A 25,395-nucleotide genomic window follows, 5' to 3' on the forward strand; every position below is an offset into this window, starting at 1 on the left:
AACCACCTGATCCCATCCCGAACTCAGCAGTGAAACGATGCATCGCCGATGGTAGTGTGGGGTTTCCCCATGTGAGAGTAGGTCATCGTCAAGATTAAATTCCAGAACCCCTGTTTGCTAACGCAGACAGGGGTTTTGTTTTGCGCGCTCGGAAAGTGCGAAGAGGCTTGCGACGATCCAGCATCCGACAAATTTGCACAGTTATTTCTGAACTAGACCACTAGAATAGGCACCTAACCTTTTTTAGCGTCCGAGCCCTATCTATGCCCGATCCGGATGATGCCCCCAAGGTGTCGGATTTACCCCTGGACGACCTGGTGGCATGCCATGAGTGCGATTTATTGATGCGCAAACCTGTGCTCGCGCTCGGCGAAAAAGCCCAGTGCACGCGTTGTGGTTACGAGCTGTACGCGCACCGCCACAACGTCGTCGAACGAAGCCTCGCCTTAGTGCTGGCAGCACTGTTGCTGTACATCCCCGCGAACTTTTTGCCCATCATGCAGCTTAATCTACTCGGGCAGTCCTCAGAGGACACCGTATGGACCGGCGTAGTCGGCCTGTTCGACACCGGCATGCGCGGCGTCGCCGCCGTTGTGTTCCTGTGCAGCATGGGCATTCCCCTGCTCAAGCTGCTCTGCCAATTGGCGGTGTTGCTCAGCATTCGCTGGAACATCGGCCGCAGTTACGGGCTGCTGCTGTACCGCATTTACCATCACCTGAAAGATTGGGGGATGTTGGAGGTGTACCTGATGGGCATCCTGGTGGCGATCGTAAAACTCGCCGACATGGCCTCCATTACGATTGGCCTGGGCCTGGTCTGCTTCGTCAGCCTATTAATGGTTCAGGTTCTGCTTGAGGTGGTGATGTCGCCCCACCAGATCTGGCAATCACTGTCAGGGGAGGATGATCATGCGGGCGATTGATGCAGGCATTCTGATTTGTACCGAATGCCACGAATTGAACAAGCAAGAACCGGACACCGATGAGCAAACCTGCGCTCGTTGCGGTGCGCTGGTCCATGCCCGTCGCCCCAACAGCCTCACGCGAACCTGGGCGTTGCTGATCACCGCCGCGATTCTCTATATCCCCGCCAACTTGCTGCCGATCATGACCGTCAATTCTCTCGGCCAGGGCGACCCCAGCACCATCATGTCCGGTGTGATCCAACTGGTGCAGCACGGCATGTTCCCCATCGCTGCCGTGGTGTTCATCGCCAGCATCCTGGTGCCGACGTTCAAGCTGGTGGGCATTGGTCTGCTACTGTTCTCGGTGCAGCGTCACCAACCGCTGTCCGCGCAACAACGGATTATCATGTACCGCTTTATCGAATTCATCGGCCGCTGGTCCATGTTGGATATCTTCGTGATCGCCATCCTGGTGGCGGTTGTAAACTTTGGACGGCTTGCCAGTGTCGAGGCCAATCTCGGCGCGGCGGCGTTCGCCAGTGTGGTGATCTTGACGATGCTTGCCGCAGTAACTTTTGATCCCCGACTGATTTGGGATAACACGGAGTCGGACGACGACCATGAGTGATTTGCCTAAAGCTAAAACCCGCCCGGCCTCCAACTGGTCGGCCATTTGGGTACTGCCCCTGATCGCCCTGATCATCGGCGGCTGGTTGGGCTGGCGTGCCTACTCTCAGCAAGGTATCGAGATCCAGGTACGCTTCGAAAGCGGCGAAGGCATCCAGGTCAACAAGACCGAAGTGGTCTACAAAGGCATGCCCGTGGGCAAGGTCAAGACCCTGGCCCTGGACGACGAAGGTAACAATCGCGGGGTGATTGCCACCATCGAGATGAACAAGGATGTCGAGCCGTACCTCAAGACCAATACGCGTTTCTGGCTGGTCAAACCCAGCGTCAGCCTCGCCGGCATCACCGGCCTGGAGACGCTGGTGTCGGGTAACTACATTGCCGCCAGCCCTGGCGATGGTGAGTCCACGCGCAAATTCAAGGCGCTGTCTGAGGAGCCGCCCTTGTCCGACGCCAAGCCCGGCCTGCACTTGACCATCAAGGCCGACCGCCTTGGCTCGCTCAACCGCGGCAGCCCGGTGTTCTACAAGCAGATCCAGGTCGGCCAGGTCAAAAGCTACTTGTTGTCCGAGGACCAGAGCACCGTCGAGATCAAGGTCTACATCGAACCGACCTACGCCAGCCTGGTGCGCAAACACACGCGTTTCTGGAACGCCAGCGGCATCAGCATCGACGCGAACCTCTCCGGCTTGAAGATACGCAGCGAATCACTCTCCAGTATCGTCGCCGGCGGTATCGCCTTCGCCACCCCGGAGAATCGCAAGGACAGCCCGCCGACCGATCCGAGCCTGCCCTTCCGCCTATATGAAGACTTCGACGCCGCCGCCGCCGGCATCAAGGTCAAGGTCAAACTCAGCGACTTCGAAGGCCTGCAGGCCGGGCGTACCCCGGTGATGTACAAAGGTATCCAGGTCGGCAGCCTGAAAACCCTGAAGATCGACCCGGACCTGTCCAGTGCCAACGCCGAGCTGACTCTCGACCCATTGGCTGAAGACTACCTGGTACAGGACACCCAATTCTGGGTGGTCAAACCGTCGATTTCCCTGGCCGGTATCACTGGGCTCGAGGCGTTGGTCAAAGGTAACTACATCGCGGTTCGTCCCGGTGACAAAGGCACTGCCCCCCAACGCGAGTACGTGGCTCGGGCCAAGGCACCGCCCTTGGACCTGCGTTCTCCTGGCCTGCACATGGTGCTCTTCACTGACAACCTCGGCTCCCTGGATGTTGGCAGCCCGATCCTCTACAAACAGGTCAAGGTCGGCTCGGTGCAGAGCTACCAGTTCTCACGCAAAAACAAACAGTTGGTGATCGGTGTCCACATCGAGAAGGAATACGCCAACCTGGTCAATGGCTCGACGCGTTTCTGGAATGCCAGCGGTGTAACCTTGACCGGCGGCCTCACGGGCGGTATCCAGGTAAAAAGCGAATCCTTGGCCAGCCTGATATCTGGCGGTATCGCCTTCGAAACGCCGGAACCGAACGTGCCGCTGAGAAAGCGTATCCCACGTTTCCGCCTGTTCACCGATCGTGAAGCGGCGAATCAGAGTGGCACCCTGGTGACCATCAAAGTCGACCGCGCCGACGGCCTGCGCCCCGGCACCCCGGTGCGTTTCAAAGGCCTGGACGTCGGTAAGATCGAGAGCGTCGACCTCAGCGCCGATATGCAATCGGTGCTGCTCGGTGCGCGCATCACCCAGGTCGCGGATCGCATCGCGCGCGTCGGCAGCCAGTTCTGGGTGGTCAAGCCGGAACTGGGCTTGATGAAAACCTCGAACCTGGAAACCCTGGTCACCGGCCAATACATCGAGGTGCTGCCCGCAGTGAAAAACGCCGGGACACAAAAGAGCTTTGTCGCGCTGGACCAACCACCCGAAGCCGTCCACCAGGAGGCCGGCCTGAGCCTGACACTCAGCGCCGCACGCCGTGGTTCGCTCAAAGAAGGCGTACCCGTCACTTACCGCGAAGTCACCGTGGGCAAAGTCACCGGCTACGAGTTGGGCCAGACCGCCGACCGCGTGTTGATCCATATCCTGATCGAACCCAAGTACGCGGCATTGGTGCGCAGCGGCAGCCGCTTCTGGAACACCAGCGGCTTTGGTCTCGACTTCGGCCTGTTCAAAGGCGCGACGGTGCGCACCGAGTCCCTGGAAACCCTGGTCGCCGGCGGCATCGCCTTTGCCACGCCCGATGGCGAACGCATGGGCAGCGCCGCACGGCCGCAGCAAACCTTCCCGCTGTTCGACAAGTTTGAAGATGAGTGGCTGACCTGGGCACCTAAGATTCCGCTGGGTAAGTAGACCGAGGCGCGGCTATCGCGGGCAAGCCCCCTCCCACCTTCGAGCGCATTCCTACAGGATAAACTCGGTCAAATGTGGGAGGGGGCTTGCCCGCGACGAGGCCCTCAAAAACACCGCCAAACCCCAGCCCACAAAAAAGGCCGCGATCCATAAGATCGCGGCCTTTTTGCATTTCAACGCAAAACGTCAGACCTCATCCAACTCCGGCTCATCCGCCTGCACATTCACCGTCGCCTTCACCGCATCATGGCGACGGATGTACTTCCAGTCCGCCTCATCGATGTAGATGCCATTCGGCCCGCTGCCGCCTTCTAGGTCGATCGCCACCTGGGCGGACACCTGCGGCTTCACACTCGCCAGGATCGGCACGAAGCCCAACTGCAGGCTGGTTTCCAGCAGCGCCGCCTGGTTCTTCTCGTCGATGTCGGCCGCTTCATCGAGGTAGTACGGTAAGCGCACACGCCCGGCCTGGTCGCGGTCCATCAAGTGCAGCAACAAATACATGTTGGTCAGCGCCTTGATGGTCATGGTGGTGCCGTTGGACGCCGCACCGTCGATGTCGGTGTGAATCACTGGCTGGCCATTCACCTTGGTGATCTCGAACGCCAGCTCGAACAAGTCCTTGAGACCCAACTGGTTATGGTTGGCCGCCACCAGGCGCGCCAGGTATTCCTTGGCCTCTTCGTTCTTGTTGTCCTGATCGGCGCTCTGGCTCAAGTCGAACACCGACAGGGTTTCGCCTTCTTCGTACTGACCGGCGCTGTGGATGATCTGGTCGATATGCTTGAGCGCTTCCTTGTTCGGCGCCAGCACGATGCGGAAACTCTGCAGGTTCGACACCTGGCGCTTGTTGATCTCGCGGTTGAACAAGGCCAGTTGGTGTTCCAGGCTGTCGTAGTCGCTGCGGATATTGCGCAAGGTCCGCGCGATATCGGTGACCGCCGCGCGCCGCGCCTTGCCCAGGGTCAGGGCTTCGTCGGTGCGGTGCGCATACGCGTTGATCAGCAGATGCAGGCGACGCTCCACGTCGTCCTCGCTGTCGAACTTGGCCACGCCCTTGAGGCGTACCTGGGCGTACAGCGCTTCGATCTGGCCATCGGCGCGCAGCAAGCCCTGCCAACTGTCCTGATAGTCGTTGAGCAGTGGCAGCAGGTTGTCCATGGAATCGTCGACCGGGTCCATGAACGGCGTGCCGAACGGCAAGTCCGCCGGCAGCAACTGGCGACGGCGCAACGCGTCATCCAGGGTGCGTTGCTTGGCTTCCATATCGCCGATCTGGCGACCGACCAGTTGCAGCTTGGCCGACAGTTGCTGCACGCGTTCGGTGAACGCATCGCTGGAACGCTTCAATTCATCCTGGGCCGCTTCCATCTGCGCCAGCTGTTCCAGCTTCTCGCCTTCTTCGGCGCTCAGGGTCTGCGCGCGGCGGAAATCTTCCAGCGCCTTTTGCGCGTCCAGCACTTGCTGGTACAGCGCTTCGGTCTGGGTTTTGCTCGCGGCGCGGTCAGAGGCAACCGCCTGTTGCGTCTTGAGCTGCTTGAGTTCTTTTTCCAGACGCTCTTTCTGGTCGCGCAAGGCTGCGCGATCCGCCAGGGCCTGCAAGGCGGGTGGCTCGATGTGGGAGATGTCGATGGACAGCCCCGGCACTTCAAAGCGCTCACCCTTGAACCCATCGAGGATCAGTTCCAGGGATTTGACCCACTGGCCGTCCTCATCCAGCGTGATGCCATGCTCGCCCAACGGCAGGCTGAACAACGAACTGTTGAACAGACGCATCAGACGCTCGACATCCTGCTGTGAGAATTCCTCGCGCAGTTTGGCGTAGCTGTTGTTGTCGGCGTGGTCGAGCTGCTGCTTGACCGACTTCAAGCGTTTTTCCAGGTCGCGCAGGCGCTCGTCCAAGTCCTCGGCGCTGAACTGCCGCGACTGCGCCAGGGCGCCGGCGAGTTCATCGTGGGCATCCTTGGCCGCCAGCAGTTGCTGTTCCAGCACCTTGACGTCATCGACCAGCGCAAAGCGATGCTTGAGCACCGACAGCTCGCCCAGCCAACGCTGGATGCCGCTGATTTCGCGCTCCAGGCGCATCAGCTCCTGGGTGCCGCCACGCTGGTTGTTCTGCAGCGCGTCCTGCTCGTTGCGGTAGTGCTCGGCCTGGAGGGTCAGCTCTTCCTTGCGCGCACCGGCGTAGTCCGACCAGGTGCCCAGCAGCGAATCCAGCAGCGGCGACAGGCGATGCAGTTTGCCGCGCAGGATGTCGCGTTGTTTCACGCCATTGGCCAGGGCCTCGACCAGCGGGCCGGCGGCGACCAGCGAGTTGTAGTCCTGCTCCATGCGTCGCACGTCGCGGAAGGCTTCTTCACACGCGGCGATGTAATCGACACTGCCGGAACGCAGGCTGTGCTCGAACGCATCGAGGAACAATTGCTTGAGCTTGGCGGCAGTGATTTCGCGCATGTGCAGCAGGTTGATAAACAGCGCGCGGAAGGTCTTCAGGCTCTGTTCGCTGGTGGAACGCAGCGGGATCAACGTCAGGTCCAGCGGGATCGACGTGTGGCCGCCCACCAGCAAACGGCGTAGTTCATCGGGCTTGAGTTCGTAGGCTTTCAGGCCCTCGCGCTCAAGGTTGGTGAACAGCTCTTTCTGGCGCAGGCAGGTGTCGTTTTTCTGGTAGTGGGCCAGGTCCAGCTTGCCGGCGTAGGCAAAGAACTGGTGACCGAAACCACCGCCCGGGCCGCGTCCGACCACGCCGATCACGTGCGGGCCGTGGGGCAGGGAGACTTCGACGAGGATGTAGCTGGTGTCGGTGGCAAAGTAGAAGCGCCGCGATTGTTCCAGGGTGTACTTGCCGAAACTCATGTCCGACATGCGCGCCAGGATCGGGAACTGCAAGGCGTTGATCGACGCCGATTTACCCAGGTTGTTCGCGCCATACACCGACAGCGGCTCTTCCAGCGGGAACAAACCCAGGCTGTAGCCGGCGGTATTCAATAGGGCGAAGCGGCGGATGCCGTAGCGTTCCTTGCTCATGCATCGGTCTCCTGTTCTTCGGCAATGGCGCGGGCCAGGGCGTCTTCTTCGCTGTCTTCGGCAAAGTCGCTCAAGTCCAGCGGGTCATCGGTTTCCAGCAGTTTTTCGTCGCTGTCTTCGTTGATGATCACCGGCGCCGGCAATGGCAGCACGCTGTGGATGCTGGCCGCGAGGTCGCGGTCCTGCTGCACCGACAGGCACACATCGAGGAAGCGGTGCATCGGCGGCAGGAAGCGATAGATGCCGTTGTCCTCGCTGGCAAAACCCAGCTGGGTCATGCGGCGCATGATTTTTTCTTCGAGCTCTTCCTGGGTCTGCACTTCGGCCTGGATAAACAGGTCGCGGTATTTCTCCAACAGCGACGGCAGTTCATCGCGGCCGAGGCTGCCGCCGTCGAGCACGGCAATCGGGTCGCGGCCCTGGTCGGCCAGGTGCTCGACGATGATGAAGGTGAACAACGCCAGGCGTTGCGCGGTCTTGTTCACCTGCGCGCTGGCGATGGCGGAGTCCGGCACGAAGTAGTAGAAACCGCGCGTATCGCAGACCAGTTCAAAGCCCAGGGCCTTGAACAGCGTGCGGTACTGGTCCTGGAAGTTCGACAGTTGCGCGTACAGCTCCGGGTCGCGGCGGCTGACGTGGTAACCCTTGAACAGCTCGCGAAAGATCGGCGCCAGTTGGGACAGTTCGGATAGATCAAGATGCATAAGGGGTGCTCGCAGAATGCTCGGCCGCGTCTGTGCTGGCCGGGAGCAGGGCGAATGAGCGCAGGCTGACCTGATGCTCGTGTGTGTGGTAATCGCGGCGCTCCAGGCGCTCGCGCTTGAAGCGTTTTTCGCGGGACAGGCGCGAGAACCAGTACAGCAATTCGTCGGTGGCGCCGTCCGGTTCCTGTTCCAGCAGCCAGGTCATCAGGTCCGGCATCGGCAGCGCGTCTTCGCAGCGTTCGAGCATTTCCTTGACCGTGCGCGGTGCGCGCTGGGCTTCGCCGGTAGGGGCCTTGTGCGCCTTGGGGAACCGCGCGGGTTTCGGCTCGAAGTTCGCCAGGGCATACACATAGGCTTCGACCTGACTGGCACTGCCGAGGAAGGTGCTTTGCGGCCGGGTAAACATCGGCATCGCGGCCTGCGGCACCGCGTCCAGGCCTTTACGGCGAATGGCCGACAAGGCAAGCGCTGCGCCACGGGTCACGGCGTTGTGCCGACGCGCTTCTTCACGCAATGGCAGCAGCAGCTCGCGGGCGTGACGCAGGGTCAGTTGGGCGCTGGTCTGCATTTCGAGGATGCGCGCGTGGGTGCGCAACAGCATGTCGTCGTCGACCAGATGGCCAAGACGCTGCTGCTCGGTGAGCATGCGCAGCAGCACGTTTTCGACCTTGCGCACGCCTTGTTCGAAGGCGCCGTCGGCGTTTACCAGTTGGATCATCGGTTCGACGTATTCGTCCCAGGTCGCCAGCACTTCGGCGTAACGCTGACGCAACGGGATCTGTCGGTCGCTGGTCTTGGCGCGGTCGGCCACGGCGACGAGGGCTTGCTCGTCGTTGGCGAGCTTTTTCAGCACGTCGCGCACGCGCATGTCCAGCAGGCGCAGTTGACGGGCCAGGTCGTGGCCGTCACGGATGTCGAAGGCGTCCTGGATATAACCGGCCAGGCGCTCGAGGTGGCGCAGGTAGGCTTCGATTTCCAGGCACAGGCCAAGCCGGTGCTCCTTGCGAAGATAGGCCAGGAAGTCGTGGATCTGCGCGTTGAGCTCGAAACGGTTCGGGCTCTTGGCGACAGGCACCAGGATATCCAGGCGAATCCACACGTCCAGCAAGCTGGTGATGTCCTGGGGCGTGCTGTCCAGTTGTTGGGCGGCCAGTTGTGCGCGCAGCTCGCCGAGGCTCAGGGTGCCTTGGTCGAAGTGTTCGCACAGTGGCTCAAGTAAGGCCCAGTGTTCGGCGAGGGCGCGCAGGACGCGCTTGGGTTCGATCATGGGAATGGCCGGCTGGTTGGCGATTAAAAGTCGCGATTGTACTGCATCAGGCGCGGGATTTATCCACAGCCGGTCAGTGCGCAGTGGGCGATTGTTACCGAACAGCGGTAGAATCCCCGCTCTTTACTTATCCACAAGTGGCCGAGCTGTGCTTATCGAGTCCCGACGTCGCGCTTACTTGACCGCCATGCAGGTGGTCAACTGGCTGCCCCGCACCGAACTGCCGTTTGCCGCCCCGTCGCGGCCCGAGCTGCTGCAGGTGCTCGAGCCCGAAGAGGCCTTCGAGACCTCGGGGGAAGAGGCCGCAGCGCCGGTGGCGGTGGTCAAGCCTGAGCCGCCGGTGCGCCCGGTGGTAGAGCGCGCCAAGGTCGAGGTGCCACGCCCGTCGCCGATGGCCAAACCGCTGGTGGCTGAAGAAGCGGCGCCGGTGGTCAAGGCGCCTGTCGTCCCACCCCCACGATTTGCCCTGCAACTGCTGCGGGCCGGGCGTTGCCTGTTGCTGGTGGAGCTGCCGACCGGCGAGCGCTTCCAGACCCGCGACCCGGCCTACATGTTGCTCAAGGACATGCTGCGCGCCGCCGGCTTGCCCGACAGCCCGCAAATCGTCGGCGACCCGGTGCGCTGGCCGTTGCTGGTGCGCGGCACGATGGACCAGGGCCCGGACGCTGCGCGAGATTTTGTGCAAGGTTTTGTGTCGGCGCGCCTGGAAGACGAACCCTGCGTGTGCCTGTGGCTGATCGGCCTGCCCGCCGTGCGTTTTGCCGGCGAAGCCGATGCCGAAGCCTGGTACCGCGAGCTGCAGGTCGAAGGCCTGGGCTCGGTATGGGCCCTGCCGGGCCTGGAATTATTAATGGAAGAGCCACAGCGTAAGGCTGATGTCTGGCAAGCCATGCGCCGGCTGATGGCGCGCTGGAAAACAACCGATGAGTGAGGCTTTATCCTTTCGCCCGATGACCGAGGCCGACCTCGACGCCGTGCTGAAAATCGAATACGCGGCGTATAGCCACCCCTGGACCCGCGGGATTTTTCTCGACGGGCTGGGCAAGTACCAGATTTGGTTGATGTTCGAAGGTGAGCAGCAAGTGGGTCACGGGGTGGTGCAGGTCATCCTCGATGAGGCGCATTTGCTGAACATCACCGTCAAACCGGAAAACCAGGGCCGCGGCCTCGGCCTGGCGCTGCTGGAGCACCTGATGTCCCGCGCGTATGCCGCCACTGCACGAGAATGTTTCCTCGAAGTGCGTGACAGCAATACCGGCGCGTTCCGACTGTACGAGCGCTATGGCTTCAATGAAATCGGGCGTAGGCGCGATTACTACCCGGCCGTCGGTGGGCGCGAAGATGCGGTCGTGATGGCCTGCACCCTGGTCGATTAAACACGCAACCCATGTGGGAGGGGGCTTGCTCCCGATTGCGGTGTGTCAGGCACTTATCGGTTACTGGCACTCCGATATCGGGAGCAAGCCCCCTCCCACATTTGGATCTACGGTGTGTCAGCGGTTGCCGTCGACAGGGTCCAGATCAGCCAATTCGGCCTCATCCAGCCCGTTGCCGCCGCCGATATCATCTTCATCCACGATGCTCAGGTCCCAATCGGCCTGTTCGCCTTCGCCTGCTTCCTGTGCATCCCGCGCGCCGTCCTCACGGATCAGGTTTTCCGGGCTCATGTCGTCATCGGTCGACGCGCCGGCCATCCCGGCCTCACCCACCCGTTCGTCGGGCATCCGGCGTTTGCGTTCGCCACGCGGCAGTTCATCGCCGATTTGCGCCGTCGGCTCTTCCTCGTCAAAGTCCAACTCGCGCATCTGGCCCATGCGATCCTCGTTGTCATCAATCGGTTCCGGCTGGGTAGCGCCGTATGGACGTCGTGATTCAGTCATGGCCAATCCTCATACTGTGGGGCTTATAGTGTGTGGACAGGCTTGGCGCCCCAAGATTCAAGTAATTGCCCGCCGACTATCTTTATTCCCGGCGTGACCCGGACGGGCGGTCGTCTGTCAAAGCTGCGCATCATTCCTGAGGCTTTCCCTGATGAACGAACTACAAGACCTGCTTGATAACAACGAACGCTGGGCAGATGCGATCACACAGGAAGATCCCGAATTCTTCGCCAAGCTGGCCCGCCAGCAAACACCGGAGTACCTGTGGATCGGCTGCTCAGACGCCCGTGTACCGGCCAACGAGATCGTCGGCATGCTGCCGGGTGATCTGTTCGTACACCGTAATGTGGCCAACGTGGTGCTGCACACCGACCTTAACTGCCTGTCGGTGATTCAGTACGCCGTCGATGTGCTTAAGGTCAAACACATCCTGGTCACCGGCCACTATGGCTGCGGCGGCGTGCGGGCCTCGATGCAGGACCGCCAGTTCGGCCTGATCGACGGCTGGCTGCGCACCATTCGCGACCTGTACTACGAAAACCGCGAGATGTTGGCGCAGTTGCCGAGCGAAGAAGAACGCGTCGACCGCATGTGCGAGCTGAATGTGATTCAGCAGGTGGCCAATGTCGGTCACACCAGCATTGTGCAAAACGCCTGGCACCGCGGGCAGAGCCTGTCGATCCACGGCTGCATCTACGGCATCAAGGATGGCCGCTGGAAGAGCTTGAACACCACCATCAGTGGTTTTGAGCAGTTGCCGCCGCAGTATCGCTTGCGCCCGCTGGGTGAAGTCTAAGGGCGCTTGCGCTCGCGCCACTCGGTCATGAACGCTTGCCCCTCGGCGTTCAACGGCTCCTGGCTGCCGGTGATCCAGCCCCGGCAGTTCAGCTCGCCGCATTGGCAAGCGAACTGCCGGAACAGCGTGTCCTCGGTGCTGGCGTAATCCAGGGTCAGCCGGGTGTCGGCGGGGATGGACTGCACGGTCCAGAGCTCCAGGTAGGTGGTGTCTAAAAATACATTCGGGTTGCAGGAGTGGTGCAGCAGGCCGCAGAACCAACAGTCGTACAAGTGGATGCGTGGCGACACCTGCAAGGTGTGCGGGCGTCGCTCGTTCACCGCGTAGCCGGAGACCTTGGCAATGCGCACGCGACTGTCAAAGGGGATGCGAGCCTTGATCCCGGCTCCGGCGCCGTCCGTGGTTTGGATGACCTGGAAGTGTTTGGACGAAGGGTAGCCCTGCTCGACGAACAGTGTCTTGAACGGGTAAAGGCAATCATTCATAGCGTTTACAGCCTTATCCATGGTTCGAGTCTTCATAACTCTCCTTGGTTGGGCTGCATCGACCTGCGGGTGGTGTCTGACTGCCAGTCTTGCAGCGGATGGGCCCGGATCAAGACTCGCTGAACATAAAGCCGATTTCTACTGTCAAGTTTGACAGTAGAAATCGGCTTTTTTGTGCGCGTTACAGCGCAGGGGTGGTGATTGCCGGGGCGGGGGCGGCGTCTTTCAGTTGCTTGAGCTGGGCTTTGATCGCGGGCGTGGCGCATTTGGCGTTCGCCTGCTCCGGGGTCAGGTTGCGCACCGAGGTGTAGAACAGTTCACAGGTCTGCTCTTTGCGCGTGACTTGCCAGGTGTTCATGCACGCCTTGAGCAGCACATTCGCATCGCTCGCCGGTTTCTGGCCCATTCCGGCTTGCCAGCAGGCGGCGCTCAAGTCCTGGCCCATCACTTTCAAACCAGCCTCGTCGGCCTTCTGCGCGTTACCGTCGTAGGTGTCCGGGCTGGCCGCGTACCAGATGTAACTGGGGTGGTTGGCGCCCAGCACCGAGACGGTTTTACCGGGGGCCGGGCTGATCTGCGCCAGGCCCAGCACGCCCACGGTTTGCCCGTATTGTTGCTTGATCCAACTGCGCACCGGGGCGCCGAACGCCACCATCGGCAACGAACCTTTGGGGGGCTGGCTCAGCTGCGCGACCATGCGTGTCTGGTAGTCGGTGAAGTAGCTGTAGACGTTTTCCAGGTCCTTACCCGCGTTGGACGGCGCGGCGATCGGCGCGATGTCGATGATGGTCTGGTAGGCCGGGGTTTCGCTGGCCGGAATGCCATTGTCGACGAGCAGGGTGGCCCAGCGGTCGGTGGTGGCCGATTCCAGGTAATCCTGGGCCTGGGTCAGTGAATAATCCGGCGGGAAGTGCAGCAACTCGATGCTTTTACGGTTTTCCAGGGCCATGCCCAGCGGCAGGAACAAGTACCAGTTGTAGGCCCACTTGCCGTCGCTATTGAGCCGGCTCGCGCCCTGGTAGGCCAGGTCGGCGGTCGCGAGCAAGCTCGTCAGCGGGAGGCCATAGCTGTCGGGCACCCCGCTGAAGGTCGCCGCGACCTGGCCATCATGGATTTTGACGCTGACTTTGGCGCGGCTGTAACCGTCGCGCTGCAGGCTCTGGTTCAGGTAATGCTCGGCGGTCTGCTCCAGCGTCCAGGGCCGAAAGCAGATCACATTGCAGTTATTGGGGTAAGCGAACAACTGGGTAACCCGTTGCGTGCTGCCCAGGGGGACTTCGATGTCGGCCTGTACGACCGCACTCGCCAGCAGTGCGGCCAAGGTGAAGGACAACCTGGTCGGTTTAAACATAGATGATTCCTTGTCCGCGAAAGCCTGCCTGTGCGGGGTGAAAGCCCACCCTCACACAGTAGCGGCTGACCAGGAAAACCGCGTGCAAAATTGCCGGGCATGTCGCTATTGGATAAGCCGTCCTACACCTCGAACTGCAGCGCATTGCTCAAGTCGCCCATCGGTTTCTGGCCGCGGGCGATCATGGCGTCGTCGCGCTGCTTGAGCCCGTCGAGTGTCTCCAACTGAAAAACGCGGGTGATCAGGCGCAGGATCGACGCAGTGTCGTACACCGTATGGTCCACCGTGCCTTTGCGCGCGAACGGCGACACCACAAGCGTCGGAACCCGCGTGCCAGGGCCCCAGCGGTCGCCCTTGGGCGGTGCCACATGGTCCCACCAGCCGCCGTTTTCATCGACGGTCACCACCACCACCATGTTTTTCCACTGCGGGCTTTCCTGCAGCACCTTCAGGGCGCGGGTGATATGGCGATCACCCGAGGCGACGTCGGCATAACCGGCGTGCATATTGAGGTTGCCCTGGGGTTTGTAGAAGGTCACGGCGGGTAGTTTGCCCGCCTGCGCGTCGGCAAAGAACGTGTTGGTGCTCGACTCATCGCCCAGGCCCGCGTCGCGCAGGCGCTTGTCACGCTCCGCGCGGTTTTCCGGGCCCTGTTGCTTGAAGTAGTTGAACGGCTGGTGGTGGTACTGGAAGTTGGGGATCTTCGGAATGCCGCCCGAGTCCTTGAACTGCTCCAGCGTCGCCTGCCAGGCCCCGGCGTACCAGGCCCAGTCGATGTGCTTTTTCGACAGCTTGTCGCCGATGTGTTCGTGCGTCTGCGGCACCAGCACGTTGGGCAGGTCGGGCTTGGCGTAGTCCGGGTTTTGCGGGTCGCGAATCCAGGTCGGCCAGTAGGGCGGGGCCAGGGTGTTCACGGCGTAACCGTCCGGGGTCAATGCGCTCGGGCCGAACTGCGGCGGGCCGCTCATGGCGCTGGCCGGGGATTTGTCCAGGGGCTTGAGGCGTGGGTCGTTGGGATCATCGCTTTGCAGCGTGGCGATCTGCGCCTTGGCCACCGACTGCGCCGCGTTCGGATAAACCGGCGCGGTGGCGCTGATCAGGTATTGGTGGTTGAGGAACGAGCCGCCAAACGCGCCCTGGAAGAAGTTATCGCAGAGCACAAACGCCTTGGCCACGTCCCACAGGCGCAGGGAATAACGGCTCTGGGCGTAATGCCCCATCACCAGGCCGCCGGAATCGGCCCATGCGACGAAGCCGTCGTTCTTGCCGCCGTTGATCTGCATCTGGTTCTGGTAGAACACGTGCCACAAATCACGGGTGACCAGGCTCAAGGGCAGGTCTTCGGCGTTCGGGCCCTTGAGGGCGAACGGGGCGTTGGGCAGGTTTTCCTGGAATTGCACTTCACTGGGGTAGGTCACCCCGTCGACGCTTTGCGAGCCGACTTGCAACACGCCACCCCACACCGGGGGCAGGGTGGTCAATACGCTGGCGTCGCGGTCGCGCTGCTGATAGTCGGCAGCGGACAACGCCGACAGCGGTTTCTCCAGCCCCGGGAAGTCGGCAAACAGGTTGTTGAAACTGCGGTTTTCGGCGTAGATCACCACGACGGTTTTCACTTGGTCGTGTAACGCTTTATCCAACTCTTGCGGCGTAAGCGGCCGCGCCACCGGTTTGCCCGGCGCTTCGCTGGAATTGCCGCAGCCACTCAAGGTCGCGCCCACCCCTAGCACCGCCGCCCCCCCCAGGAAACGCCGTCGGCTGGTGTCTACCGGCGGTTGGTCGATGGAATCAGAGGCAGGGCGGTCTTCGTGCTCGTCACTCATTGCGGGGAGTCCTTGCTGGCTATTTATTGCAAGATATTTCGCCAGGACGGTAGCAGTGGAATGTGACGGAGGGAAGACAGCTCGAAGTTACACGCTTTAAGCGGCAAGCCTGGAGCTAAAAACCTCAAGCTTGTCGCTGCGTTTAAGGCATCACCGGCGGCAAATACTTCAACGTCGCCCCCAACGCCCACAGCAGGAACAACACCAACGGCGCGTGTACCAGCAACTGCACGAACGAAAACCCGATCAAATCCCGCGCCTTCAGCCCCAACACGCCCAGCAACGGCAGCATATAAAACGGGTTGATCAAATTCGGCAGCGCCTCGGCCGCGTTGTAGATCTGCACGGCCCAGCCCAGGTGGTATTGCAGGTCATTAGCCACTTGCATCACGTAGGGCGCTTCGATGATCCACTTGCCGCCGCCCGACGGGATAAAGAAGCCCAGCACCGCCGAATACACACCCATCAACAGGGCATAGGTGTCGTGGGAGGCGATGGACGTAAAGAAGGTCGAGATATGGTGGGCCAGCGTCTGGCCGTCGCCGCCCTTGACCACGGTCATCAGCGCGGCAATCGAGCCGTACAGCGGGAACTGGATCAGCACGCCAGTGGTGGTCGGCACCGCGCGGGCGACCGCATCGAGAAAGCTGCGCGGGCGCCAGTGCAGTAGCGCTCCGACCATGATGAACAGGAAGTTATAGGTGTTCAGCCCGGAGATGGCGCTGATCGCCGGCTTGGTCGAAAACTCGTGGAACAACCAACCCGCCGCCAGCAGCGCCAGCAGGATGGTCAGCACCGGGCTGTGCTCCAGCCATTCGCCCGGGCGCGTCGGGGCCTGCGGCTTGGGCAGGTTGAAGGCCGGGTCGACCCCGCAGGCCTTGGCATCACGGGCGCTGTTCGGGCCGGGTGCGGTCGCGTAGGCGATGATCAGCGAGACCACGATCAGCGCCAGCAACAGTGCGCCGGATTGCCACAGGAAGATGGTGTCGGTGAACGGGATCACCCCGGTGATCGACAGGATCGACGGCGGCAAACTGGCCGGGTTGGCCTGCAACTGCGCGGCCGACGACGACAGCCCCAACGCCCACACCGCACCGAGGCCCAGGTAGGCTGCGGCGCCGGCAGCGCGGTAGTCCATGCGCAAGTCCGTGCGCCGCGCCAATGCGCGCACCAGCAAACCGCCGAACACCAGGGACAGGCCCCAGTTGAGCAAGGAGGCAACCATGGAAATCAACGCCACCCAGGCCACGGCCGAGCGGCCGTTCTTCGGGATGCGCGCCAGGCGGTCGATCAGCCTCACCGCCGGCGGCGAACTGGCGACCACATAACCGCCGATCACCACGAAGGCCATCTGCATGGTGAACGGGATCAGGCTCCAGAACCCATCGCCGAACGCCTTGGCTGCCTCGGTCGGCGCGGCGCCCATGCCCAGGGTCGCCACGGCGACAATGATCACGGCGAGGGCGGCAAACACCCAGGAGTCAGGAAACCAGCGTTCGGCGAAATTGGAGCAGCGCAGGGCAAATCGGGCATAGCGGCTTTCTTCGAGAGCATCGGCCACGAGTCATTCCTCTTATAGTTGTTATGGTGTTGGCAGTTTTACGGCATGTTCCGCTACGGCCATTGATATGGGAATGCAGTTATCTTCATCGATCAATGAGGAAAACAAATATATCCGCCGCGATTGCCATCATCCGGCTCAGCTCATAACCTGCACGCCATTTTGTTTGTCTGCCGAGCCTCAACATGACTGCCACCTCGCTTGCACAGGCGCAGCGTTTTTCCCGCTCCGACTACAAAACCCTGGGCCTGGCCGCCCTCGGCGGTGCCCTGGAAATCTACGACTTCATCATCTTCGTGTTTTTCGCGCTGACCCTCAGCCAACTGTTTTTCCCGCCGGAAATGCCCGAGTGGCTGCGCCTGCTGCAAAGTTTCGGGATCTTCGTTACGGGCTACCTCGCGCGCCCGCTGGGCGGCATCCTGATGGCGCACTTCGCCGATCACCTGGGGCGCAAGCGCGTGTTCAGCCTGAGCATCCTGATGATGGCCTTGCCCTGCCTGCTGATTGGGATCATGCCGACCTACGCGCAGATCGGCTATTTCGCACCGCTGATCCTGCTGGTGCTGCGCGTGCTGCAAGGCGCGGCGGTGGGCGGTGAAGTGCCCAGCGCCTGGACCTTCGTCGCCGAGCATGCGCCGACTCATCACCGCGGTTACGCCTTGGGCTTCCTGCAAGCCGGACTGACCTTCGGCTACCTGCTCGGCGCGCTGACCGCCACGCTGCTGGCGCAACTTTTCACCCCGGCGGAGATCCTCGACTACGCCTGGCGCTTCCCCTTCCTGCTCGGCGGTGTCTTCGGCGTGATCGGCGTGTGGCTGCGCCGCTGGCTCAACGAAACCCCGGTGTTCCTCGACATGCAGGCGCGCCGCCAAGCCGCCGCCGAAATGCCGCTGCGCACCGTGTTGCGCGAGCATCGCGGCGTATTGCTGCCGGCGATGATCCTCACCTGCGTGCTCACCTCGGCCGTGGTGGTGCTGGTGGTCATCACCCCGACCATGATGCAGAAAACCTTCGGCATGACGCCCAGCCACACCTTCGCCCTGAGCGCGCTGGGCATCGTGTTCCTGAACCTCGGGTGCGTCCTGGCCGGCCTGTTGGTGGACCGCATCGGCGCCTGGCGCGCGGTGCTGGTCTACAGCCTGTTGCTGCCGCTGGGGATCGCGGTGTTATACGCCAGCCTGATCGCCGGTGGCGTCTGGCTCGGCGCCGCGTATGCCGTGGCAGGCTTGAGCTGCGGCGTGGTCGGCGCAGTGCCGTCGGTGATGGTCGGGCTGTTCCCGGCGCCGGTGCGGGTGTCGGGCATTTCCTTCACCTACAACATCGCCTACGCGCTGTGGGCGAGCACCACGCCCTTGATCCTGATTGCACTGATGCCGACCAGCCCATGGATTTGCGTGGGCTATTGCGTGGTGATGGGCGCGGTGGGGGTGGTGAGTGTGGCGCTGTTCAGCAAGCGCCACACGTTAGCCGCCTGAGGGCGCGGTCAGGAAGTGCCGAGCCCATCCGAATCTTCCGCTATGGCGCTATGATTCATGCAACCACTCCCCACGAGGATGTTTCATGAGCGCAGGACACAACCACGCCCAGGTACGCGCCGGTCACGAACGCCCGTTATGGATCGCCCTCGGGCTGACCAGCAGCTTCATGATTGCCGAGGTGATCGGTGCCTTTATCACCGGCAGCCTGGCGCTGTTGTCCGACGCCGCGCACATGATGACCGATGCTCTGGCCATGGCGATTTCCCTGGTGGCGATCCAAATCGCCAAACGCCCCGCAGACCGCAAGCGCACGTTCGGCTACGCGCGCTTTGAAATCCTCGCGGCGGCCTTCAATGCGTTGCTGCTGTTTGCAGTGGCGTTCTACATCCTGTTTGAGGCCTATCAACGCCTGCAGGCGCCTGCGCAGATCCAGTCGACGGGCATGCTGGTGATCGCCGTGCTGGGGCTGCTCGTCAACCTGATTTCCATGCGCCTGCTCCGCGCTGGCAGCGGCGAAAGCCTGAATGTCAAAGGTGCGTACCTGGAGGTCTGGAGTGACATGCTCGGCTCTGTCGGCGTGATCATCGCAGCCGTGGTGATCATGTTGACCGGCTGGGATTGGGTCGACTCGGTGGTGGCGGCGGCAATTGGTTTCTGGGTGTTACCGCGTACCTGGGTGTTGCTCAAGGAGAGCATGAATGTGCTGCTGCAAGGTGTGCCCGACGGCATCGATATCGACAGCGTGGAACAGGCCATCCGTGGCGTACCTGGCGTGAAGGATATACATGACCTGCATATCTGGGCGCTCACCAGTGGCAAGAACGTGCTGAGCAGCCATCTGGTGGCGGACGCGGTGCCGGGCGTCGAGCAACAGGTCCTCGCTCAAGTGACGCAATTGCTGCATGAACAATTCGATATTTCCCACGTCACGCTGCAGGTCGAGGGCGAGGGTTTTCATCGTGACGGGCCCGAAGAAGCCCATGCTTGAGCCTTACTAACGGATTTGTAATGTTCGCCCCACCGCCCTGATAAGTACCGAAAGTTACAGTGCCCCGGCTTGGATTTATCCGCCATTTCATGGGCCTGGAACTCTCGTTATGCCAACTCGTGCAAGAACATTACTGTGCTCGATCGTCGTGTTGCTGGCGACGGCGCCCAGACCCTGAGCCTCGACGCTGCCCCGCAAACCGCCTTCGCCAATAACCCCGACCTGGCCGCCGCGCAATGGGAGATCGACATCGCCAGCGGCGGTCGCCAGCAGGCGGGGTTGATCCCCAACCCGCTGGCCTCATGGGATGCCGAAGACACCCGCCGCGACACCCGCACCACCACGCTCACGTTAAGCCAGACCCTGGAACTGGGCGGCAAGCGCGGTGCGCGCATTGAGCTGGCCACGCGTGGCCAGGACGTCGCGGCGCTGACCTTGCAACAGCGCCGCAACGACGTGCGCGCCGAGGTGATCGACCGTTATTACGGCGCCCTTCGCGCCCAGGAACGCCTCGAGCTGGCGCAACGCTCCCTGGCACTGGCCGAGCGCGGCCTGGTGGTCGCCAACGGCCGTGTCAGCTATCGCCGCCTGTCCACCGGCAACACGCCGAACGAGCCCTTGCCGCCGCTGCGGCCGGTGTCCGAATCGAGTTTCACGCCGACCATGGCAAACGCATCCAGGCCAACACCCACGGTGTCCTGGGTGAAACCGGACTCGAACTTGCCGATCAGCCTCTGCGACCAGGCTTCTGAATAGCCGTTGCCGGTCGGGCTGGATTGGCCTTTGCGATCATCGCGATTGAAGTAAAAATTACGTGCTAGCACCTTCACGCTGCTGCCTTCGATAAAGCCTTCGGGCTTGTTTTCCACGGCCAGCGCTGCCAGGGGCAGTGTGACGACCAGTGAAAGGGGAAGGGGGTCATCACGGATACGCATGTTTCGCTCCTCGGTATTGGCAGTTATCAGCTTTTTATGGAGGCGCGCGTTCTTATTGATTTGGCCCGGGCTGATAGTTGCAAACTGCGGATAACGGCTGCGTTGCGTGAGCATTACAATTGTGGAACCTCGGCGCTACCTAACAAAGAAGTAATCTTCTGGTGAACCTCGCGTCAGGGTTGCTTCGTTAGTCTCGACACTGAACTAAAAAAGAGTCACGCCGGGCATCGAACCGCTCTTCAGAAAACCCCGGCCACGCCGATGCAGGTCAGATTCGTCCTTTTCTCATGACCATCGGTGTCCCATGTTCAACACCCGTTTGAAGCAGGAGCTGTCTGCTCTTCGCGAAGAGTTGTCCAGCTTGCAGCAGGTCAAGGAAAGCCTGGAAAGCGAAATGTTGTGCCTGACACTGGACGCCGAAGGCCGGGTGGAGTGGGCGAATGCCAACTTCCTGCAGGAGCTGGCGTACTCGATGTCGCAACTGCTGGGGCGGCCCGTTGACGAGCTGGTGCCGGCCTACCTGCGTCAGGACGAATTCCAGCAGCGCTTCAAGAACGCACTGGTGCGCGGCGAACACTTTGCCGGTGCCGTGCGCCTGTTGCGCGGCAATGGCAAGGAAGCGTGGTTGCGTTCGATCGTGCAGCCGGTGCGCAGCTCCGACGGGCGCATCAAGCATATTTCGATGTTCTCCAGCGACCTCACGCGCACCATCGAGGCGTCGCGCGAGCACGAAAACCTGATCTCCGCGCTGGTGCGCTCCACGGCCGTGATCGAGTTCGACCTGGACGGGCATGTGCTCACCGCCAACGCGGGTTTTCTCAATGCGATGGGTTACAGCCTGGCGCAGATCCAGGGCAAACATCACCGTATGTTCTGCGAGCCGGCGGAATACAACAGCGCCGAGTACCAGAACTTCTGGAAACGCCTGAACGCTGGCGAGTTTGTCGCGGCACGTTTCAAACGCGTGGACAGCCATGGCCGTGCGGTATGGCTTGAGGCCACCTATAACCCGGTGCTGGATGCCAATGATCGTCTGTACAAAGTGGTCAAGTTCGCCACCGTGATCACCGAGCAGGTCAACCGTGAACAGGCGATTGCCGAGGCGGCCAACATTGCCTACAGCACCTCGCTGCACACCGACAGCAGTGCCCAGCGCGGCACCACGGTAGTGACGCAGGCGGTCGACGTGATGCGCGAGCTGGCCCACCACCTGCAGCAGGCCGGCGAGGGCATCGAGGCGCTGAATGCCCAGTCCCAAGTGATCGGCAGCATCGTCAAGACCATCAGCGGCATCGCCGAACAGACCAACCTGCTGGCGCTCAACGCGGCCATTGAAGCGGCGCGTGCCGGCGAACAGGGGCGCGGGTTTGCGGTCGTGGCCGACGAAGTGCGCCAACTGGCGTCGCGCACCAGCAGGGCCACTGAAGAGATTGTCGGGGTGGTGCGTCAGAACCAGGACATGGCCCGTGACGCCGTGAACCTGATGACCGACGGCCGCCAGCAAGCCGAGCAGGGCCTGGCCCTGGCCGCCGAAGCCGGCACGGTGATCGTGGAAATCCAGGACGGCGCGCAAAAGGTCGTCAGCGCCGTCGGACAGTTCGCTAACCAGCTGTCGAGCTGACCCGTAGGGCTTGTGCTTGAGGTATCGTAGTTTTTTTCACGATTGAAGAGCCGATCCTCCATGAGCCCTGATCACCGCCGCCCCGTTCCGCTGCCCAAGGCCTACCGCTTGCTCAACCACGGCCCGACCGTACTGGTCAGCGCCGCGCATAATGGCCAGCGCGCTATCATGGCCGCGGCCTGGGCCATGCCGTTGGATTTCGAACCGCCGAAAGTTGCCGTCGTGCTGGACAAGGCCACCTGGACCCGCCAACTGCTGGAACGCGCCGGCACCTTCGTGTTGCAGGTGCCCTGCGCGGCCCAGGCCGATCTCGTACAGACCGTGGGCACTACCAGCGGCGCCGATCTGGATAAATTCGCCGCCTATGGCTTGCACACCTTCGACGGCGAACACACTGAAGCGCCCTTGCTCGAAGGCTGCGTCGCCTGGCTGGAATGCCGCCTGCTGCCCGAGCCGCATACCCAGCAGACCTACGACCTGTTCCTCGGCGAAGTGGTTGCCGCGTATGCCGACGAGCGCGTGTTCAGCGACGGGCATTGGCATTTCGAAGGCTTTGATCAACTGCGCACCCTGCACCATGTGGCGGGCGGGCATTTCCTCACCATCGGCCAGCCGATAGACGGGCATCCGCTCACGCCCGCCGGTTGAGCCTGTTCAGCGCCCGAGCATCTTCACCCAGCGCGCTGGGGGCATGCCGTAGGTGCTGCGAAATTGCCGGGTCATATGGCTCTGGTCGCTGAAGCCGGCGAGCATCGCCGCGTCCACCAGCGGTTTGCCCTGGGCCAGCAGGCTGCGTACCAGATCCAGCCGGCGCATGGTCAGGTAGCGGTAGGGGCTGGTGCCGAACAACAAGCGAAAATCCCGCGACAAGGCCCAGCGGTCGCGGCCGGCGTGGGCGGCCATTTCATCCAGGGTGATGCTGCGGCCCAGGGCGCTGTGGATAAATTCCCGGGCGCGTTCGGCAGCCACGTAATCGAAGGTCTTGCGGGTGGTGATCGCGCCCGAGGCGTTGCTCAAGGCTTGGGCCAGGTCGAACAGGGCGTCCTGCTCCTGCAACGGGTCGATCGGGCAGTCCAGGCTTTGCAGCAACACTTCGCTGGCGCGGTGCAACCACGGGTCGGTGGACACTCCGCCGGGGATAAACGGCAACGGCTTGCCGCCGAGGATCTGTTGGATCAGCGCCGGTTCCACGTAGATCATGCGGTACTTGAAACCTTCCTCGCTGCCGGCGCGGCCGTCATGGGTCTCGTCAGGATGAATGACCATGGTGGTGCCGGGCAGGCCATGGGTCATGCCACCGCGATAATGAAAACTCTGCACGCCGAACAAGGTCCGGCCGATGGCATAGGTGTCATGGCGATGCGGGTCGAACGCAAAGCCGGCAAAGTACGCCTCGATGCGGTCCAGGCCGCTGGCGTGCGGCGCGCGGTGCAGCCAGTCGAGGGTGGGGGTGGGTTTACCCATGGTGACTTGTCACAAGAAGAGGTGGAAACACGTTAGCCGAGTCTGAGTCCCTTGTCTGCCGGGGTCTTGTACGATTGTGCAGGGGGCAGGCGAGGCCTATGATCGCGGTTCGTGCCTTGTGCTGATGGAGCGCCCCCATGGATGTCCTCAACCCTGCCTACGTGGCGCCCCTGAGCTCGCTGGCCCTGCTGTGGACGGTGGCGGTGGTCACGCCTGGCCCCAACTTCTTCAACACGGCGCAACTGGCCGCCAGTTGTTCGCGCCGCCATGGTGTGGTGGCCTCGGCGGGTGTGGCTACGGGTACGATCCTGTGGGGGTTGGCGGGTGGCCTGGGCATAAAGTCGCTGTTTAGCGCCGCACCCATGCTGTACCTGGCGTTCAAGATCATCGGTGGCTGCTACCTGATCTACCTGGGCTTGAAGCTGTTCAAGCGCTCGGCGCCGGCGATGGGGCAGAGCCTGTTGCCGGACGGGCCCCGACGCTCGTTGTTTTCCGCCTGGCGCCTAGGGTTGCTGGGCAATCTGTCCAATCCCAAGGCCGCGTTGTTCGTCGCCACCATCTTCGCGTCCACCATGCCGCCGTCGCCGTCACCGATGCTGCTGACCCTGGCGGTGATCATCATGGCCACCTTGTCGTTCAGCTGGTATTCCAGCGTGGCCCTGGTGTTTTCCAGTGAGCGCATGGCCGACCTCTACAGCCGCTCGCGCAAATGGCTCGACCGTTTTGCGGGGGGGTGCTACATGCTGTTCGGTGTACATCTGGTAGCGAATCGCTGACCGCTCATGGTAAGAAGCCTTACTTTCAACAGTGAGGTCGGGTCATGAGCAAGGTGCGCGTAGGGATTATTTTTGGTGGTCGTTCGGCCGAGCACGAAGTCTCGCTGCAGTCGGCGCGCAACATCGTCGATGCCCTCGACCGCTCGCGCTTCGAGCCGGTGCTGATCGGCATCGACAAGGCCGGCCACTGGCACCTTAACGACACCTCGAACTTCCTGATCAACCAGGAAAACCCGGCGCTGATCGCCCTCAACCAGTCCAACCGCGAACTGGCGGTGGTGCCGGGCAAGGCCAGCCAGCAAGTGGTGGAAACCACCGGCAGCGGCCTGCTGGCCCACATCGACGTGATCTTCCCCATCGTCCACGGCACCCTCGGCGAGGACGGCTGCCTGCAAGGTCTGTTGCGCATGGCCGACCTGCCTTTTGTCGGCTCCGACGTGCTCGGCTCGGCAGTATGCATGGACAAGGACATCAGCAAACGCCTGCTGCGCGACGCCGGTATTGCCGTCACGCCGTTTATCACCCTCAACCGCAACAACGCGGCGCGCACCTCGTTTGACATGGCGGTGCGCAAGCTCGGCTTGCCGATGTTCGTCAAACCCGCCAACCAAGGCTCCTCGGTGGGCGTGAGCAAAGTGAACGACGAGGCCGAATACCAAGCCGCCGCCGAACTGGCCCTGGGCTTTGACGAGAAAGTGCTGGTGGAGTCTGCCGTCCAGGGCCGCGAGATCGAATGCGCCGTGCTGGGCAACGAAAATCCGATCGCCAGCGGTTGCGGCGAGATCGTGGTGAGCAGCGGCTTCTATTCCTACGACAGCAAATACATCGACGACCAAGCGGCCCAGGTGGTGGTGCCGGCCGATATCAGCGTTGAAGCCAGCGAGCGGATTCGCCGCCTGGCCGTCGAAGCGTTCGAGGTGTTGGGGTGCGCAGGGTTGGCGCGGGTCGATGTGTTCCTCACCGAGGACGGCGAAGTGCTGATCAACGAAATCAACTCGTTGCCGGGTTTTACCCGCATCAGCATGTACCCCAAGTTGTGGCAGGCGGCGGGGATGAGTTACAGCGAGTTGGTCAGCCGCTTGATTGAGTTGGCGTTGGAGCGGCATGCGGGGCGTAAGGGCTTGAAGATCAGCCGATAGTCATCGGCCGGCGCGTCAGTAACGCCATTAGGCGTTACTGAGGACTTCCCGGAAAACGTCCGGTCTTACTTCTAGTGTCGGCGGCTCGAGTGATTTCGACCGGGTGTACTGCGCCGTAAAGCCCTGCTTTGACCTCCTGAATGGCGGTCAGTAACTCTTCGCCGATATTGCGTTTGGCGTCACGTTCCTTCAGTTGTTTCTCAGTGAGTGGCATGTTTCATGTCCTTCGCGATCTTGTACAGGATATGCGCTGGAGTATGCTCGGTAGCGC

Annotated in this window: 21 protein-coding genes, 1 rRNA gene and 4 pseudogenes; 15 read left to right on the forward strand and 11 right to left on the reverse strand. The window is 62.0% G+C overall.

The genetic code is table 11. From position 1 onward, the window contains the following. The 4 genes from rrf to ACP7CJ_RS14550 all read left to right on the forward strand — a co-directional run. Positions 1 to 94, forward strand: a 5S ribosomal RNA gene (gene rrf / locus ACP7CJ_RS14535); the annotation flags it as partial. Between the two features lie 169 nt (positions 95 to 263). Continuing rightward, positions 264 to 923: a paraquat-inducible protein A gene (locus tag ACP7CJ_RS14540; RefSeq protein ID WP_426100819.1), complete on the forward strand. Its 660-nt coding sequence runs from the start codon at positions 264 to 266 to the stop codon at positions 921 to 923. Beyond that, a complete protein-coding gene (locus tag ACP7CJ_RS14545) occupies positions 910 to 1,533 on the forward strand; it encodes a paraquat-inducible protein A (protein WP_276196356.1) in 624 nt (207 codons plus the stop codon). The genes ACP7CJ_RS14540 and ACP7CJ_RS14545 overlap by 14 nt, the downstream gene beginning before the upstream one ends. Continuing rightward, complete coding sequence (locus tag ACP7CJ_RS14550; RefSeq protein ID WP_276196357.1) at positions 1,526 to 3,829, forward strand: PqiB family protein; 2,304 nt, start codon at positions 1,526 to 1,528, stop codon at positions 3,827 to 3,829. Before ACP7CJ_RS14545 ends, ACP7CJ_RS14550 begins: the two co-directional genes overlap by 8 nt. A gap of 186 nt (positions 3,830 to 4,015) precedes the next feature. Here ACP7CJ_RS14550 and mksF read toward each other — a convergent pair whose 3' ends face one another. From mksF to mksB, 3 genes are read right to left on the reverse strand one after another with little or no spacing between them, the layout of a single operon-like run. Further along, complete coding sequence (gene mksF, locus ACP7CJ_RS14555) at positions 4,016 to 6,856, reverse strand: Mks condensin complex protein MksF (protein ID WP_276196358.1); 2,841 nt, start codon at positions 6,854 to 6,856, stop codon at positions 4,016 to 4,018. Beyond that, positions 6,853 to 7,560 carry an Mks condensin complex protein MksE gene (mksE, locus tag ACP7CJ_RS14560; RefSeq protein ID WP_276196359.1) on the reverse strand — a complete coding sequence of 236 codons (708 nt, stop codon included), beginning with the start codon at positions 7,558 to 7,560 and terminating at the stop codon, positions 6,853 to 6,855. Before mksE ends, mksF begins: the two co-directional genes overlap by 4 nt. Beyond that, a complete protein-coding gene (gene mksB, locus ACP7CJ_RS14565; protein ID WP_247404130.1) occupies positions 7,550 to 8,827 on the reverse strand; it encodes an Mks condensin complex protein MksB in 1,278 nt (425 codons plus the stop codon). Before mksB ends, mksE begins: the two co-directional genes overlap by 11 nt. A gap of 187 nt (positions 8,828 to 9,014) precedes the next feature. Here mksB and ACP7CJ_RS14570 point away from each other — a divergent pair, with 187 nt between their 5' ends. Further along, complete coding sequence (locus ACP7CJ_RS14570) at positions 9,015 to 9,758, forward strand: energy transducer TonB (RefSeq protein ID WP_426100833.1); 744 nt, start codon at positions 9,015 to 9,017, stop codon at positions 9,756 to 9,758. Continuing rightward, a complete protein-coding gene (gene rimI / locus ACP7CJ_RS14575; protein ID WP_426100817.1) occupies positions 9,751 to 10,203 on the forward strand; it encodes a ribosomal protein S18-alanine N-acetyltransferase in 453 nt (150 codons plus the stop codon). Before ACP7CJ_RS14570 ends, rimI begins: the two co-directional genes overlap by 8 nt. A 117-nt stretch (positions 10,204 to 10,320) precedes the next feature. On the opposite strand, the gene ACP7CJ_RS14580 is transcribed toward rimI, so the two are convergent. After that, positions 10,321 to 10,707: a serine kinase/phosphatase gene (locus tag ACP7CJ_RS14580; protein WP_276196360.1), complete on the reverse strand. Its 387-nt coding sequence runs from the start codon at positions 10,705 to 10,707 to the stop codon at positions 10,321 to 10,323. A gap of 151 nt (positions 10,708 to 10,858) precedes the next feature. Here ACP7CJ_RS14580 and can point away from each other — a divergent pair, with 151 nt between their 5' ends. Then, on the forward strand, positions 10,859 to 11,503 hold the full coding sequence (gene can, locus ACP7CJ_RS14585; protein ID WP_276196361.1) for a carbonate dehydratase: 645 nt from the start codon (positions 10,859 to 10,861) through the stop codon (positions 11,501 to 11,503). Here the strand turns inward: can and ACP7CJ_RS14590 are convergent. From ACP7CJ_RS14590 to ACP7CJ_RS14605, 4 genes are all read right to left on the reverse strand, one after another. After that, entirely contained in the window at positions 11,500 to 12,024 is a 525-nt protein-coding gene (locus tag ACP7CJ_RS14590; protein ID WP_276196362.1) for an SET domain-containing protein-lysine N-methyltransferase, read from the reverse strand. The two genes, can and ACP7CJ_RS14590, sit on opposite strands and share 4 nt — an antisense overlap. A 145-nt stretch (positions 12,025 to 12,169) precedes the next feature. Next, positions 12,170 to 13,339: a hypothetical protein gene (locus ACP7CJ_RS14595; protein WP_276196363.1), complete on the reverse strand. Its 1,170-nt coding sequence runs from the start codon at positions 13,337 to 13,339 to the stop codon at positions 12,170 to 12,172. A gap of 122 nt (positions 13,340 to 13,461) precedes the next feature. Then, positions 13,462 to 15,162, reverse strand: a complete 1,701-nt coding sequence (acpA, locus tag ACP7CJ_RS14600; protein WP_276196364.1) for an acid phosphatase — start codon at positions 15,160 to 15,162, stop codon at positions 13,462 to 13,464. Positions 15,163 to 15,304: 142 nt separating this feature from the next. Continuing rightward, on the reverse strand, positions 15,305 to 16,723 hold the full coding sequence (locus ACP7CJ_RS14605) for a short-chain fatty acid transporter (protein ID WP_276196365.1): 1,419 nt from the start codon (positions 16,721 to 16,723) through the stop codon (positions 15,305 to 15,307). Positions 16,724 to 16,908: 185 nt separating this feature from the next. Here ACP7CJ_RS14605 and ACP7CJ_RS14610 point away from each other — a divergent pair, with 185 nt between their 5' ends. The 3 genes and pseudogenes from ACP7CJ_RS14610 to ACP7CJ_RS14620 all read left to right on the forward strand — a co-directional run. Continuing rightward, a complete protein-coding gene (locus tag ACP7CJ_RS14610) occupies positions 16,909 to 18,198 on the forward strand; it encodes an MFS transporter (protein WP_426100815.1) in 1,290 nt (429 codons plus the stop codon). A gap of 85 nt (positions 18,199 to 18,283) precedes the next feature. Beyond that, positions 18,284 to 19,189, forward strand: coding sequence for a cation diffusion facilitator family transporter (locus ACP7CJ_RS14615; RefSeq protein ID WP_426100813.1), 906 nt, complete (start codon positions 18,284 to 18,286; stop codon positions 19,187 to 19,189). A gap of 129 nt (positions 19,190 to 19,318) precedes the next feature. After that, positions 19,319 to 19,783: pseudogene (locus tag ACP7CJ_RS14620) on the forward strand (TolC family protein); the annotation flags it as partial. On the opposite strand, the pseudogene ACP7CJ_RS14625 reads toward ACP7CJ_RS14620, so the two are convergent. Continuing rightward, a pseudogene (locus ACP7CJ_RS14625) lies at positions 19,780 to 20,124 on the reverse strand (OprD family outer membrane porin); the annotation flags it as partial. The pseudogenes ACP7CJ_RS14620 and ACP7CJ_RS14625 sit on opposite strands and share 4 nt — an antisense overlap. Before the next feature lie 394 nt (positions 20,125 to 20,518). On the opposite strand from ACP7CJ_RS14625, the pseudogene ACP7CJ_RS14630 reads away from it, so the two are divergent. From ACP7CJ_RS14630 to ACP7CJ_RS14640, 3 genes and pseudogenes are all read left to right on the forward strand, one after another. Beyond that, positions 20,519 to 21,205, forward strand: a pseudogene (locus ACP7CJ_RS14630) (PAS domain-containing protein); the annotation flags it as partial. A 111-nt stretch (positions 21,206 to 21,316) separates the two neighbouring features. Further along, positions 21,317 to 21,745: pseudogene (locus ACP7CJ_RS14635) on the forward strand (methyl-accepting chemotaxis protein); the annotation flags it as partial. Positions 21,746 to 21,805: 60 nt separating this feature from the next. Beyond that, a complete protein-coding gene (locus ACP7CJ_RS14640; RefSeq protein ID WP_426100811.1) occupies positions 21,806 to 22,393 on the forward strand; it encodes a flavin reductase family protein in 588 nt (195 codons plus the stop codon). A 6-nt stretch (positions 22,394 to 22,399) separates the two neighbouring features. Here the strand turns inward: ACP7CJ_RS14640 and ACP7CJ_RS14645 are convergent, their stop codons facing one another. Then, positions 22,400 to 23,209: an AraC family transcriptional regulator gene (locus ACP7CJ_RS14645; RefSeq protein WP_426100809.1), complete on the reverse strand. Its 810-nt coding sequence runs from the start codon at positions 23,207 to 23,209 to the stop codon at positions 22,400 to 22,402. 137 nt (positions 23,210 to 23,346) lie between these two features. On the opposite strand from ACP7CJ_RS14645, the gene ACP7CJ_RS14650 reads away from it, so the two are divergent. Together ACP7CJ_RS14650 and ddlA are read left to right on the forward strand one after the other, a co-directional pair. Then, positions 23,347 to 23,985: a LysE family transporter gene (locus ACP7CJ_RS14650; RefSeq protein ID WP_276196371.1), complete on the forward strand. Its 639-nt coding sequence runs from the start codon at positions 23,347 to 23,349 to the stop codon at positions 23,983 to 23,985. 44 nt (positions 23,986 to 24,029) lie between these two features. Continuing rightward, positions 24,030 to 25,124 (forward strand): D-alanine--D-alanine ligase, encoded by a 1,095-nt coding sequence (gene ddlA / locus ACP7CJ_RS14655; RefSeq protein ID WP_426100807.1) that lies wholly within the window; start codon positions 24,030 to 24,032, stop codon positions 25,122 to 25,124. A gap of 34 nt (positions 25,125 to 25,158) precedes the next feature. Here ddlA and ACP7CJ_RS14660 read toward each other — a convergent pair whose 3' ends face one another. Continuing rightward, entirely contained in the window at positions 25,159 to 25,338 is a 180-nt protein-coding gene (locus ACP7CJ_RS14660; RefSeq protein WP_276196373.1) for a hypothetical protein, read from the reverse strand. Positions 25,339 to 25,395 lie beyond the last annotated feature (57 nt).

The sequence above is a fragment of the Pseudomonas sp. PSPC3-2 genome, from assembly GCF_049897085.1.
Taxonomy (GTDB): Bacteria; Pseudomonadota; Gammaproteobacteria; order Pseudomonadales; family Pseudomonadaceae; genus Aquipseudomonas; species Aquipseudomonas paraveronii.

What these genes read in the sequence shown, in the direction of transcription:
- ACP7CJ_RS14540 (WP_426100819.1), top strand. Translation starts at nt 264, where the DNA reads ATGCCCGATCCGGATGATGCCCCCAAGGTGTCGGATTTACCCCTGGAC.
- ACP7CJ_RS14545 (WP_276196356.1), top strand. Translation starts at nt 910, where the DNA reads ATGCGGGCGATTGATGCAGGCATTCTGATTTGTACCGAATGCCACGAA.
- ACP7CJ_RS14550 (WP_276196357.1), top strand. Translation starts at nt 1,526, where the DNA reads ATGAGTGATTTGCCTAAAGCTAAAACCCGCCCGGCCTCCAACTGGTCG.
- mksF (WP_276196358.1), bottom strand. Translation starts at nt 6,856, where the DNA reads ATGAGCAAGGAACGCTACGGCATCCGCCGCTTCGCCCTATTGAATACC.
- mksE (WP_276196359.1), bottom strand. Translation starts at nt 7,560, where the DNA reads ATGCATCTTGATCTATCCGAACTGTCCCAACTGGCGCCGATCTTTCGC.
- mksB (WP_247404130.1), bottom strand. Translation starts at nt 8,827, where the DNA reads ATGATCGAACCCAAGCGCGTCCTGCGCGCCCTCGCCGAACACTGGGCC.
- ACP7CJ_RS14570 (WP_426100833.1), top strand. Translation starts at nt 9,015, where the DNA reads ATGCAGGTGGTCAACTGGCTGCCCCGCACCGAACTGCCGTTTGCCGCC.
- rimI (WP_426100817.1), top strand. Translation starts at nt 9,751, where the DNA reads ATGAGTGAGGCTTTATCCTTTCGCCCGATGACCGAGGCCGACCTCGAC.
- ACP7CJ_RS14580 (WP_276196360.1), bottom strand. Translation starts at nt 10,707, where the DNA reads ATGACTGAATCACGACGTCCATACGGCGCTACCCAGCCGGAACCGATT.
- can (WP_276196361.1), top strand. Translation starts at nt 10,859, where the DNA reads ATGAACGAACTACAAGACCTGCTTGATAACAACGAACGCTGGGCAGAT.
- ACP7CJ_RS14590 (WP_276196362.1), bottom strand. Translation starts at nt 12,024, where the DNA reads ATGAAGACTCGAACCATGGATAAGGCTGTAAACGCTATGAATGATTGC.
- ACP7CJ_RS14595 (WP_276196363.1), bottom strand. Translation starts at nt 13,339, where the DNA reads ATGTTTAAACCGACCAGGTTGTCCTTCACCTTGGCCGCACTGCTGGCG.
- acpA (WP_276196364.1), bottom strand. Translation starts at nt 15,162, where the DNA reads ATGAGTGACGAGCACGAAGACCGCCCTGCCTCTGATTCCATCGACCAA.
- ACP7CJ_RS14610 (WP_426100815.1), top strand. Translation starts at nt 16,909, where the DNA reads ATGACTGCCACCTCGCTTGCACAGGCGCAGCGTTTTTCCCGCTCCGAC.
- ACP7CJ_RS14615 (WP_426100813.1), top strand. Translation starts at nt 18,284, where the DNA reads ATGAGCGCAGGACACAACCACGCCCAGGTACGCGCCGGTCACGAACGC.
- ACP7CJ_RS14640 (WP_426100811.1), top strand. Translation starts at nt 21,806, where the DNA reads ATGAGCCCTGATCACCGCCGCCCCGTTCCGCTGCCCAAGGCCTACCGC.
- ACP7CJ_RS14645 (WP_426100809.1), bottom strand. Translation starts at nt 23,209, where the DNA reads ATGGGTAAACCCACCCCCACCCTCGACTGGCTGCACCGCGCGCCGCAC.
- ACP7CJ_RS14650 (WP_276196371.1), top strand. Translation starts at nt 23,347, where the DNA reads ATGGATGTCCTCAACCCTGCCTACGTGGCGCCCCTGAGCTCGCTGGCC.
- ddlA (WP_426100807.1), top strand. Translation starts at nt 24,030, where the DNA reads ATGAGCAAGGTGCGCGTAGGGATTATTTTTGGTGGTCGTTCGGCCGAG.
- ACP7CJ_RS14660 (WP_276196373.1), bottom strand. Translation starts at nt 25,338, where the DNA reads ATGCCACTCACTGAGAAACAACTGAAGGAACGTGACGCCAAACGCAAT.